Genomic DNA, 12,399 nt, shown 5'->3' on the forward strand with positions numbered 1-12,399 from the left:
ATATGTGGATGAGCTTGTAATGATTAGAAACTAGATAGATAAATTTTTCTCTCATAAGTGAGGGTTTATTTAGTTATCTGTAAATCATTCAAGGACTGCATATTCGGTTTGTACATCCCTTTTGTAAGGATAATGTGTAGGGAAATTCATATCTCTTATATAAAGTATGCGTCCTTTAAATTGGAGGAGTATATGATGAATCAATTAAAAAATAAAATAGCAGTTGTTACAGGTGTAAGTCGTCTAGATGGTATAGGCGCAGCAATTTGTAAAGAGTTAGCTGAAGCAGGATACGATATATTTTTTACGTATTGGACAGCGTACGATAAAGAAATGTCTTGGGGCGTTGATCAAAGTGAACAAACACAATTAAAAGAAGAGTTACTAAAAAACGGTGTGAAAGTATCGAGTATGGAGTTAGATTTAACTCAGAATGATGCACCGAAAGAGCTTATAAATAAAGTTACTGAACAACTAGGCTACCCTCATATATTAATTAATAATGCAGCGTATTCTACAAATAATGACTTCTCTAATTTGACTGCTGAAGAATTAGATAAGCACTACATGGTAAATGTTCGTGCAACTACATTGTTAAGTAGTCAATTTGCCCGAGGATTTGATAAGAAATCTGGTGGTAGAATTGTGAATATGACGTCGGGACAATTTCAAGGGCCTATGGTTGGAGAGCTAGCGTATGCAACAACGAAGGGAGCTATTGATGCCCTTACGAGTTCGTTGTCAGCTGAAGTCGCCCACCTAGGTATAACAGTGAATGCAATTAATCCAGGTCCAACTAGTACAGGCTGGATGACTGAAGAGATAAAGCAAGGATTAAAGCCGATGTTTCCTTTTGGTAGAATTGGTGAGCCGAGGGACGCGGCAAGACTCATTAAGTTTTTAGTAAGTGAAGAAGCAGAATGGATTACTGGACAAGTTATTCATTCTGAAGGTGGATTTAAAAGGTAAAAAGAAGGTATCTCACCCTAGTGAGATACCTTCTTTTTTAATCTTTCTTCAATCTTCGTGCAACACCATTTCCTAAAGACTGCAACCCTTGAACGAGGATAATTAAAATAAAGACTGTTGCATACATTACTTCCGGTTCGTAGCGTAAATGGCCGAATCGATATGCTAAATCACCAAGACCGCCAGCACCTACAAGCCCAGCCATTGCTGTTGCGCCAATTAATCCAATTGTCGCGATTGTTAACCCAAGTACAAGGGAGGGACGAGCTTCTTTCACCATAACGTGCCAAATGATTTTTATAGTAGAGACGCCCATTGCTTGGTAAGCTTCAATAACACCACGATCGACTTCTAATAATGCTGTCTCCATCAATCTTGCGATATAGGGAGCAGTGAAGACGACAAGCGGTACGATGACACCTTGCACACCAATGGATGTTCCCATTAGAAACTTTGTAAAAGGTAAAATAAAGAATAGTAGAATGATAAATGGAAGAGAGCGAATAACGTTAATAATTGTATTAAGAATTGGATAAATGATTTTATTTTCGTGCTGTCCACCAGGTCTCGTTAAAACAAGCGTGACGCCAAGTGGTAGTGCAATAAGGATAGAGATGAATAGTGAAATAGATGTCATTTGAAATGTTTGAATGGTTGCTTCCCATATGACTTTACCCCATTCATCCAAAAAGGACTTGTTTCCCATAATCTGTTCTACCTCCTTCTACGATGATCCCTTGCTCTTGTAAAAATGATAAAGCACGGTCTATTTCAGTTTTTTCACCTTGCATATGAATAATCAGTTTCCCATATGCTTCATGTTTTAGCTGTGTAATATTACCGGATAAAATATTCGGATACACTTGAAAGCGCTTTGTAGCGATAGCTAACGCTGGTTCGCCAGAAGAGTTCCCTATAAATGAAAGTGTTACGATTTCACCGGTTCTTTGTAGCTCTTTCTGTACGTCTTCAGGAATCTTCGCTGCAAATGCACTATTTACGAATTTTTTCGTTGTTGCATGTTGTGGGTTTGTGAATATATCCTTCACAGTCCCGCTTTCAACTACTGCTCCATGTTCCATAACAGCAACTCGGTCACATATACGCTGGATAACATTCATTTCATGTGTAATTAATAAAATTGTGATCCCGATTTCTTCATTAATCTTTAATAATAGGTCGAGAATAGATTCAGTTGTTTCTGGATCCAAAGCACTCGTTGCTTCGTCGCTTAATAACACTTCCGGTTCATGTGATAGTGCACGTGCAATGGCAACACGTTGCTTCTGGCCGCCAGAAAGTTCGCTCGGATATGCATCTTTTCGGTTAAAAAGATCGACAATACGTAAATACTTTTCTACCCTTTTTTCAATTTCATTTTTGGAAAGACCAGATAGACGTAACGGTAATGCGATATTTTCATAAACTGTCACAGTTTTAAGTAAGTTGAATCCTTGAAAAATCATTCCGATTTTTTGTCTCGATTTTGCTAGTTCTTTTGCTGATAAAGTTGTTAAGTCTTGGCCGTTTACAATGATATTTCCTGTCGTTGGTTTTTCTAATAAATTTACACATCGAATTAATGTACTTTTACCAGCGCCACTATATCCAATGATTCCAAATACTTCGCCCTTTTTTACTTGAAGGGAAGTAGGTTTAAGAGCTTCTACATTCCCTTTTTTTGTTGTAAATACTTTGGATACATTTTTTAATTCAATCATTATCGTCAGCTCCTACCAAGATGGTAAAACTGAACCATCAAATTTTTTCTCGATAAATTCTTTTACTTCTTTAGATTGATAAGCTTTCTTTAATTTATTTACAACAGCATCATCTTTATTTTCAGTACGAACAACGACCCAGTTTACATATGGTGAATCTTTTCCTTCACGGAAAATAGAATCTTTCGCAGGGCTTAATTTTGCACCTAATGCAAAGTTTGTATTAATTGCAGCTGCTTTCACTTCACTTAGTTGTGTCGGTAATTGAGATGCCTCTAATTCAACAATTTTTAATTTCTTTGGGTTTTCAATTACATCTTTCGCAGTCGCTTTTTCTGTAGCCTTTGGATCCACTTTTAAAACGCCTGCTTTTTCAAATAGTTTTAAAGCTCGAAGTTCATTCGTTGGATCATTTGGTACAGCGATTGCGTCGCCCTCTTTTAAGTCTTTTACATCTTTTATGTCTTTAGAATATACGCCCATAGGGAATGTTACTGTTGAAAATACTTCAGTTAATTTCATATTGCGTTCAGCTTTAAATACGTCTAAATAAGATTTCGTTTGATAGCTATTTACATCGAGGCTTTTTTCATCTAAAGATACGTTTGGTGCTACATAATCATTAAATACTTTTACATCAATTTCGAGACCGTCTTTCGCTGCCACTTCTTTTACCTTTTCAAAAATTTGTTCATGCGGTCCACCCGTTACACCGACAGTAATCTTTTCCTCATCTAATGCTTTTACCTCTTTATCAGAATTAGCACCACATGCACCTAACAATAATACCGCTCCACTTACAATGCTCAATAATACTTTTTTCATCTATAGTTCCCCCTTCATATACGTTCCAAAATAAAAAGCACCTCTCAAAAATAAGAGAGGTGCCGAATAGACAAAATAGGTTCCTCTCTTATCTTCCAAAACGAAAACTCGTTTTGCAGGAATTAGCACCTTAGCTTATACGTCATAAGCTCGGTTGCCGGGCATCATCGGGCCAGTCCCTCCGCCACTCTTGATAAGAGTATGTGTATGTAGTTTTTTAATATGGTACTAATAGTAAATCTTACAAATAGAATTGTCAATATTATTTTCTGAATATATTTTATTTTAAGGTAATGGAAACATTCCCTTTTTTATGTCCCTTTTCCACATGCATATGAGCTTCAGCAATTTCTTCTAATCGGTAAGTTCTATCAATAACGGGCTTTAGTTTTTCCGTTTCGACTAGTTTTTTTAATAGAATCATATCCTCTTTACTTACCTTGGCCATCATTCCATTAACAGATACATATTTTCCATTGGATGTTAATGTATTTGTACAAAGGGATTTTTTATACTTCCCAACTGCATCAAATATAATATCGTAGCGCTCGCCCGGCTTAGTAAAATCTTCTTTCGTATAATCAATTACTTTATCAGCTCCTAAAGATTGAACGAGTTCAAAATTTGAATTACTACAAACAGCCGTAACGGTCGTACCGAAATATTTAGCAAGTTGTACAGCAGCTGTTCCTACTGATCCGGAGGCACCATATATGAGCACTTGTTGCCCTTTTTTTATACGGCCCTTTCTCAGGAAATGCAATGCTGAAGTTCCACCAAAAGGAATAACTGCCGCTTCTTCATACGTCACATTGGTAGGTTTTAATGTTATTAATCCACTTTCATGTACACATGTATATTCAGCATAAGCACCAGCATGAAGGCCAGTTAATGCAAAGATAGGATCTCCCTCTTTAAATTGAGTTACATCTGTTCCTATTTCTTCGATTTCACCGGATAACTCTACGCCGAGTATAGGGTTTCTCGGTTTTCTGAAACCTAATATGATCCGCATAGGAATCCAAAATAAGAGGGGACTATTAAAACCGCGTATTCTACAATCTCCAGTCGATACACTTGTTGCGTGAATTTTAATTAATACTTCGTTCTTTTTAGGTGTAGGTTTCTCTATATTTTGAAGCTGAAGAACGTTAGGTGGTCCATACTGTGTGCAAATGATCGCCTTCATAATGACCTCCTGAAATGAGTTGTTGTTATTTACATCATATTTAAAACCTTCATTAAACATGTCGCTATATAGCGAATATAGATTAAAAATTATATAGATTTCATAGGAAAAGAGGTGATATTATTTTGGGAAAGGGGGCGACATTATGAAAAAAATTATTTTTGTTTCAAGTTTAGTACTTGCAATCAGTCTAGGGGTAGGGTGTAGTAATGAGAAAACAGCAAAGACGGATGAACCGAAAAAAGAATCAGTTCAAAAAGAAAAAGAATTAGCAGCGAAGGATGTTTTCAAGAAAACGAACGAAGCTTTTAAAAATGAAGAGCATGTAACGATGACATATGGTGTAGGGGTAAAAGCTGAGGGAACAGAGATGGATATATTAAAGGCTAAGATGCAATTAGAGCCAAAGACAAAGAATTCTCGTTCTGAAATGAATATTTCCGGTACAGATGTTGTAGTGTATACTGTGGATGGTAAAGTTGCTGGTGAGGTAAAAAACCCTAATACAGGAGAAGTTATAACCGTACCAGAGGAGCAATTAAACGCTGGTGGAATGAAAGCGACTCAAGATATTATAGATAAGTTAGAAGTACCAGCAGTAGTTTTAGATAAAATGAAGATGGAGAAAAGCGGAGATAAATATAAACTGAAATTTACATTAAAAGGGCAAGAAACAGAAAGTATGTTAACTAGCATGGATGAAACACAGAAGAAAATGTTACAAGCACAAAATGCGAAGATAGAAGAAGTGGATGCAGAATATATCATTACAAAAGATTTTAAATATGAATCAGCAAAGATAGACATGATTATGAGTAGTAACGGCAAGGATAAAGCACACATTATTACGAACGCAAAATATACGTCGTACGAAAAGTTTGACCCAATACAATTGCCGGCAGCAAAGTAATAGTTTTGATGAGGGGGGACCTAAAATAAGGTGCCCTCTTTTTTGTATACTTTCTTCATAGGAAAATAGGTACAATATGAAGAGGGAAAACTGTAGAAGAGGAGAGTGTCATTTGAAAAAAAGAAAGATAGCGGTGGTCATTGTGGCTTATACAGTGTTGCTTGCAACATCTGTAAATACATATAAAGAGCAACTAAAGCACCCTATTATGAGCGATGTAGGAAAGTTGCTTCCAACGAAAATTAAACGTGTTGAAAATGCTGAGGATGAACGTTCATTAAAACAGGTAGTGAAAGATGCAAATACTTCCGGAGAGAAAATTTCCATTGCAGGTATGCAACATAGCCAAGGAGGACAGACGTATTATCCGAACGGCACGATGCTTGATATGAAGGGGTATAATAAAATATTAGAATTTGATCCGGAGGAGAAGAGGATTAGGGTGCAAAGCGGTGTCACATGGAATGACATTCAAAAGAAAATCAATCCATATGGTCTTGCGGTTCAAGTAATGCAATCTCAAAATATTTTTACTGTTGGTGGTTCATTAAGTGTGAATGTACATGGGCGTGATATTCGTCATGAAGCATTGATTGATACAGTAGAGTCATTCAGATTGTTAATGGCAGATGGTACGGTACGTAATGTAAGTAGAGAAGAAAATGCAGAGCTATTTCCATATGTCATAGGTGGTTACGGGTTATTTGGTGTCATTTTAGATGTGACATTAAAGTTAACTGATGATGAATTATATGAAATGCATACGAGAATGATAGATTATAAAGAATACACATCTTATTTCAAAGATAAAGTGAAAAGAGATGAAAATGTTCGTATGCACTTAGCCCGTATTTCTGTTGCCCCCAATTCATTTTTAAAAGAGATGTATGTGACAGATTATACATTGGCGAAAAATCAAAATATGAGGGAAGAGTACAGTGAATTAAAAGAGGAAACTATTATAGCTGCACCGAAATTTTTACTCGGATTATCCCGTTATAGCGATTGGGGAAAGAATACATTTTGGGATATACAAAGAAGTTATTTTGAGCGTACAGATGGAGCGTATGAGACGCGAAATAATGTTATGAGGTCAGATAGTGCCTTTATGGAATATGAAAATCCGAATAGAACAGAAGTGTTACAAGAATACTTTGTGCCTATAGATTTCTTCACGGAATACATAGATGATTTACGTAACGTATTAAATGAAGAAGAGTTTAATTTGCTCAATATTACGATTCGTTATGTGGAAAAGAATGAAAATGCAGTTTTATCCTATGCGAAAGATGATATGTTTGCGCTAGTTCTTTTAATTAACCAAGGACGCTCAGAGGGTGAAATAAAGAAAACAGAAGATGTCATTCAGAAAATGATTGATGTTACTTTAAAACATAATGGTAGTTATTATTTACCGTACTATTCGTATCCAACGAAGGAGCAGTTAAAGAGGGCATATCCTCGTATAGAAGAATTTCTTCAGAAGAAAAAAGAAGCGGATCCGAAAGAGAGATTTGTGAATTTATTTTATAGGGAGTATACGAAATGACATATAGAAGATTTGTAGCGTCACAAAGCATAATTATGATGGCGGGAAGTATGGTATTTCCTTTTTATATTCTATTGCTTCGGAATGTTGGGAATAGCTTCTCGCAGTTTGGCTGGGCGTATGGCTTATTTGCTTTAACTTCAGCACTTGTATATCCATTAGTAGGAAAGATGTCTGATCGAGTAGGCGATCAAAAATTATTAATTATATATGCTTGGTCCATGGCAATATTAATGCTTTGTTTCCCGATTGCCACGGAAGTCTGGCATGTGTATATTCTTCAAATTGTAATGGGAGTTTTAGGTGCTGTGCAGCGTAATACCGAGAAGACGTCGTTAGCACGAAAGGTTGTGCAAGAAAATGCTGGTTATGAGATTGGAAAATATCATGTGTGGACATCGATTGGAGGAGCAATAGCAATTATTGCAACGGGATATTTAGTAGATTTCTTTACGATTGGCACCATTTTTTATATTGCATCTATCTTATATGTAGTGAGTGGGATTGTATTAAGTAGTAAAAAAATATAATCATCCCCATTTTTACCTGAATACCCTTTATTTGTTATACTAAAAGGGAAAATAAAAGAAAAGGGGACATTGCCTTTGATGAAATTTTTAATTTTAGCTATTCTCACTTTGTTTTTGATTCCATGGACAAGAAGCGGTAGTAAACTTCGAGCAGTGGATAAGAAAGGGGATGAGAAGGTTGTAAAGGGTAAGAAATCATCCATTTTAGTTATTCCTGTATTATTTTGGATAGGTATTGCAATCTATGAATATCTTTGGCTAATCGATGATCGAGCAGATTCGATTCTTACTCATTATGCCGTTGCAGTAGCAGTTTTAATTGGGCTTGTTTTATTTTCACAAAATCAAATAGGGAAATTAGAAGGTACGTTAAAGGGACTTCTAATGTTTGTTTTACTCGCAAGTTACGGCTATTTTGGTTATTTACACGATATAGTAATCACGCAAAAAAAATATGATTCTGTTGTGAAGATCGAGAAAGATATTTCAGAGCCGTTTACTGAAAATGATCAACCGTTTACAGTACCGCCAAAGACAGCGGAGAATAAAATGAAAAAAGTATTTGGGGATATTCCGAAAGTAGCTTATTTTGAGCTAGGGGAATTAACGCCACAAATGGTAAATGGTGAGGCTTTATATGTAGCACCGATTGAAGTTTCAGGCTTTTTTAAAGCACGTAAAGCTGAGACAATTCCAGGGTACGTAACGATGTCAGGTACGAATCCTGATGCGGAAGCGAAATTGCATCTTGGTTATAAAATGAAATATGTGCCGAGCATGTTCTTCGGGAATAATTTAGAGCGTGTTGTAAGGCAAGCAGAACCAAATCTAATCTTTAAAGGGAAACCTAAATTTGAAGTGGATGATAAAGGGAAACCGTATTATACAATGACGTATGGTGAATTTATTTCAGGAAGATCTGGATTTGAGGTAGAGGGCGTTGTAGTAGTAGATGCACAAACAGGTGAAGTGAAAAGATATGATAAAGGAAAAGCGCCTAAATTTGTTGATGGTGTATTAAATCACGAGACCGCATCTACATTAAATACATACTTCGGTAAATATATTCACGGATTTTGGAATACGAAATTCTCGCAAACGGATATGAAGATTCCGACTGAGTGGGGAACGAAAGAAGGAGTTACACCAATTTTCGGTAAGGATGGAACGTTATATTACTTTACTGATTTCACCTCTCCAAAAGAGGGAGTAGATTCTGCGTTAGGTTACTCGCTTATCGATGCGCGTACAGGTAAGTTGTATTACTATAACGGAAAAGAAGTGAAGGGGATTATGGATGGTTCAGCTGCTTCGGAAGTAGTGGATAATTCCTTTAAGAGAGAGAAATGGCATGGAACGATGCCGGTTATTTATAACGTGTATGGTAAACCTTCTTGGATTGTACCTGTTATTGATGACGGGGGATTAGTACGTGCTCATACAGTTATCTATGCTTCTAATGCGAAAATATTTGCAACAGGTTCGACGCAAAAAGAAGCGCTTGAGAATTATAAAAATGCGCTGAGTGGAAGTGGAGATTCATTTAGACCGACTTCAAATGGTAAAGAAGCACAAAAAGAAGGCGTTGTACAACGTGTATATAAAGAAAAATCAGGTGAAAATACAATTGTGTATGTACTGTTAGAGAATGAACAAAAAGTATTTATGATACCGGTGAAGAAATTCCCATATGCTATGTTTACAGAAGTGGGAGATCCAATTCAAATCACATATTTAGATACAGGAGAGGCGATGTCTTCCGTATCTAAATTTACAAATAGCAATTTGAAAAAGTAAAGCGATAGAAATTCTATCGCTTTTTTTTACGGTATGAAACAGGAAAATGAACTATACTTGACGTATGTTTATGTTGTAACTATAATTGTTACGATTTAGTATTTATCGGAAAGGGTGAACGGAAAAGTGAATGGAGTTAATCACGAAATATATAAACCTGTCAAGACAAATAGGTTATGGATGATTCTTGTATTAGGGACACTTACGGCGATTGGGCCATTATCTATTGATATGTATTTGCCTTCTTTACCAAAATTAACAGATGATTTACAAACAGGCGCATCTCTTGCACAGCTTACATTGACAGCATGTTTGCTTGGGCTTTCAGTAGGACAATTATTTGTTGGTTCAATTAGTGACATTTACGGAAGGCGCAAACCTCTTATTATCGCTCTTATTATTTATGTTGCTTCTTCTTTACTTTGTGCTATTGCACCATCTATTTGGAGTTTAGTGTTATTGCGCTTCTTACAAGGGGCTTCAGGATCGGCCGGGATTGTTATATCACGTGCAATGGTACGTGACATGTATTCAGGTTCTGAAATGACGAAGTTTTTCTCACTGCTCATGTTAGTAAACGGAGCAGCGCCTATTTTGGCACCGATTATAGGGGGACAATTACTACAGTTCACAACATGGCGCGGTGTCTTCATCGTTCTCGGAGCAATTAGTGTATTCATGTTAATATCAGCTACTTTCGTATTACGTGAAACATTACCTCCTGAAGAAAGAGAAACAGGTGGTTTGTCAGGGACATTGGCGACGTATGGAAAACTGTTAAAAGATCGTTTGTTTATGGGATATGCATTATCACAAGGGCTAGTAACGGCGGCGATGTTTGCTTACATTTCGGGCTCACCATTTGTGTTGCAGAACATATACGGAGCATCACCACAGCAATTTAGCTTATTCTTTGCGATTAACGGTATCGGTATTATTATTGCTAGTCAGGTTACGGGCCGTTTAGCAGGGAAAGTGAATGAGAAAACGTTATTCGTTTCCGGTATTATTATTGCAGCCGTTGGTGGTTTATCTTTACTACTGACAATCTTACTAGGAATAGGTTTAATTGGTGTTTTATGCTCGTTATTCCTTGTCGTATCAAGTGTCGGGGTTGTATCAACAACTGGGTTCTCATTAGCGATGAGAAATCAGAAACAAGCTGCAGGAACAGCGTCGGCTTTATTAGGTTTATTACAATTTATTTCAGGAGCACTTGTTGCACCGTTAGTAGGTATTGGTGGAAGCAACACCGCATTACCGATGGGGGTTGTAATAGCTCTTTGTGAAATTGGTGCTGTATTATGTTATCTATTTATGGTCAGAAGAAGTGAAAAGCAGTTTGAACTACAACAAAGACAAAATTTAGAGGCTTAACAAAAAAGAACTGATTCAAAGGGAATATTTGAATCAGTTCTTTTTTTCATTTCTTTGAAATACCTCATACATATTATTCATGATCGTATCATATAAAACAGCAAGTTTATCCCACACCCAGCGATTACTATCGACTTCTTTTTCCCCGCAGTCGATAATATCGGTATGGTCGGTAATTTTATACGCTTTTTTAACGATAATAGGAGCAATTTTCGGTATACGTGGGATTTCTTTTAAGATATCTGCGAAGTTTCCAATGTAGACATGACCGATGATTTCGATTGTTAATGATTTATCTGATATATTTAGCACGGTATGAAATTGATTTGTATGTTGTTGTTTTAAATATTGGGCTAACTTAAATGGAGCATGTTTCTTTTTTAATACGCGGCGAAGGCTCTCTGTATTTTCGATATGAAGTGATTTTTCACGAATAAGGACACGAATATCTTCTCCCATAAAAGGCATTGTGTTGTACATAGATGATTCTCCTTAAAAACTTACATATGTTTGCGTTATGCATATGTAAGTCTAGCATGGTTTGTTCTTTATGTGTGCTTACAGTTTTGTAAGGTGATGTAGTAAAGCAGTGCAAAAGTTATTTGCATAAAGTGACGATACTGTGACAAAAATGTAGGCATGTATATTAAGGTAGCGTCTTAAGTGTAAAAAGTAGGATGTTCTCGGTATAATAACAAGTGGAGATAAAAGAAACTATAATGAGTAGTAGCTGTAGATAAAAGGAGAAGAAGAGATGAAGAAGGTTTTGGGTATTGCTGTAATGGGAAGTATGATCCTTCTAGCAGGATGTAATGGAAATAAAGATACGAAAGAACCGAAAGAAAAGGTAGAGCAATCTACTGAGCAAACAGAAGAGATGAAAGAATACCGTGCAGTACATGAAAAATACGATATGAAAATGAATAAAGAAATTAATAAAGCACTACAGTTATTTGAAGTGGCAAAAGAAAAGGGCGGTAAGGAAATAACGAATGCTACATATAAAGAAGATGTGCAAAAGGTAACGAGTAGCATGTTAGAAGATATTGATAATATACGTAAAGAAATTCGTGTTCCAAAGTCGAAAGGGCAAGAACATGAGGTATACGCTGGTTTCTTGAATGAATCGGAACAAGCAATGAAAAAATTACAGAAGTTAGCTAAAGAAGAAGACTCATCATTGATTCGTGATATAGAAATTAACTTTGCAACAGCATCAACATACTATAAACGTTTTCAAGCAGAAACGAAAAAATAACCTTGCGTACGCGCAAGGTTATTTTTTCTTCTTACCATCTCCGTCTTCATCCTCGGATACTAATACATTTTGTTTTTCGTGAAATTCAGAGATTGTTTGTCCGGTAATATTATCGAATGGAGTATAAAAAGAAGTGATACGTTTCTTTTTAATAAAGAGTTTATCCCGCTATTTGCCGGGCAGTAAGACCCCCACCTCAAAGTTCAGTGAAAGCAAAGAAGTTAGGTAGGGGATCCACTGCCCCTAAAAGCCCGATTGGTTCAACTAATAATCA

13 protein-coding genes and 1 riboswitch are annotated in these 12,399 nt (G+C 36.4%); of the genes, 7 read left to right on the forward strand and 6 right to left on the reverse strand.

The window, feature by feature from the left end; genetic code table 11:
• Positions 1-192 precede the first annotated feature (192 nt).
• Positions 193-969, forward strand: coding sequence for an SDR family oxidoreductase (locus tag GFJ36_RS00795; RefSeq protein ID WP_098230805.1), 777 nt, complete (start codon positions 193-195; stop codon positions 967-969).
• Between the two features lie 37 nt (positions 970-1,006).
• Here GFJ36_RS00795 and GFJ36_RS00800 read toward each other — a convergent pair whose 3' ends face one another.
• The 4 genes from GFJ36_RS00800 to GFJ36_RS00815 all read right to left on the reverse strand — a co-directional run bounded on the left by GFJ36_RS00800 (position 1,007) and on the right by GFJ36_RS00815 (position 4,704).
• Positions 1,007-1,675 (reverse strand): methionine ABC transporter permease, encoded by a 669-nt coding sequence (locus tag GFJ36_RS00800; protein ID WP_088061690.1) that lies wholly within the window; start codon positions 1,673-1,675, stop codon positions 1,007-1,009.
• On the reverse strand, positions 1,650-2,690 hold the full coding sequence (locus tag GFJ36_RS00805; protein ID WP_157349425.1) for a methionine ABC transporter ATP-binding protein: 1,041 nt from the start codon (positions 2,688-2,690) through the stop codon (positions 1,650-1,652). The genes GFJ36_RS00800 and GFJ36_RS00805 overlap by 26 nt, the downstream gene beginning before the upstream one ends.
• 12 nt (positions 2,691-2,702) lie before the next feature.
• Entirely contained in the window at positions 2,703-3,515 is an 813-nt protein-coding gene (locus tag GFJ36_RS00810) for a MetQ/NlpA family ABC transporter substrate-binding protein (protein ID WP_098230800.1), read from the reverse strand.
• An 85-nt stretch (positions 3,516-3,600) separates the two neighbouring features.
• A riboswitch (SAM riboswitch) is annotated at positions 3,601-3,715 on the reverse strand.
• Positions 3,716-3,795: 80 nt separating this feature from the next.
• Positions 3,796-4,704, reverse strand: coding sequence for an NAD(P)-dependent alcohol dehydrogenase (locus tag GFJ36_RS00815; protein WP_087984968.1), 909 nt, complete (start codon positions 4,702-4,704; stop codon positions 3,796-3,798).
• A 145-nt stretch (positions 4,705-4,849) separates the two neighbouring features.
• Here GFJ36_RS00815 and GFJ36_RS00820 point away from each other — a divergent pair, with 145 nt between their 5' ends.
• The 5 genes from GFJ36_RS00820 to GFJ36_RS00840 all read left to right on the forward strand — a co-directional run bounded on the left by GFJ36_RS00820 (position 4,850) and on the right by GFJ36_RS00840 (position 10,867).
• Positions 4,850-5,614: a hypothetical protein gene (locus GFJ36_RS00820; protein WP_000720089.1), complete on the forward strand. Its 765-nt coding sequence runs from the start codon at positions 4,850-4,852 to the stop codon at positions 5,612-5,614.
• Positions 5,615-5,726: 112 nt separating this feature from the next.
• The gene (locus GFJ36_RS00825; protein ID WP_097891797.1) at positions 5,727-7,163 is read left to right on the forward strand and encodes an FAD-binding oxidoreductase; all 1,437 of its coding nucleotides are present in this window, start codon (positions 5,727-5,729) and stop codon (positions 7,161-7,163) included.
• A complete protein-coding gene (locus GFJ36_RS00830) occupies positions 7,160-7,693 on the forward strand; it encodes an MFS transporter (protein WP_048567287.1) in 534 nt (177 codons plus the stop codon). The genes GFJ36_RS00825 and GFJ36_RS00830 overlap by 4 nt, the downstream gene beginning before the upstream one ends.
• Before the next feature lie 78 nt (positions 7,694-7,771).
• Positions 7,772-9,490 (forward strand): DUF3981 domain-containing protein, encoded by a 1,719-nt coding sequence (locus GFJ36_RS00835; RefSeq protein ID WP_070169275.1) that lies wholly within the window; start codon positions 7,772-7,774, stop codon positions 9,488-9,490.
• A gap of 126 nt (positions 9,491-9,616) precedes the next feature.
• Entirely contained in the window at positions 9,617-10,867 is a 1,251-nt protein-coding gene (locus GFJ36_RS00840) for a multidrug effflux MFS transporter (RefSeq protein ID WP_157349426.1), read from the forward strand.
• Between the two features lie 33 nt (positions 10,868-10,900).
• On the opposite strand, the gene GFJ36_RS00845 is transcribed toward GFJ36_RS00840, so the two are convergent.
• The gene (locus tag GFJ36_RS00845) at positions 10,901-11,347 is read right to left on the reverse strand and encodes a hypothetical protein (protein WP_000282867.1); all 447 of its coding nucleotides are present in this window, start codon (positions 11,345-11,347) and stop codon (positions 10,901-10,903) included.
• Positions 11,348-11,621: 274 nt separating this feature from the next.
• Here GFJ36_RS00845 and GFJ36_RS00850 point away from each other — a divergent pair, with 274 nt between their 5' ends.
• Positions 11,622-12,125 (forward strand): hypothetical protein, encoded by a 504-nt coding sequence (locus tag GFJ36_RS00850; RefSeq protein ID WP_097906553.1) that lies wholly within the window; start codon positions 11,622-11,624, stop codon positions 12,123-12,125.
• Between the two features lie 18 nt (positions 12,126-12,143).
• Here the strand turns inward: GFJ36_RS00850 and GFJ36_RS00855 are convergent, their stop codons facing one another.
• A complete protein-coding gene (locus tag GFJ36_RS00855; RefSeq protein WP_097891821.1) occupies positions 12,144-12,278 on the reverse strand; it encodes a DUF3951 domain-containing protein in 135 nt (44 codons plus the stop codon).
• Positions 12,279-12,399 lie beyond the last annotated feature (121 nt).

The organism is Bacillus sp. EE-W1 (assembly GCF_009760835.1).
Taxonomy (GTDB): Bacteria; Bacillota; Bacilli; order Bacillales; family Bacillaceae_G; genus Bacillus_A; species Bacillus_A wiedmannii.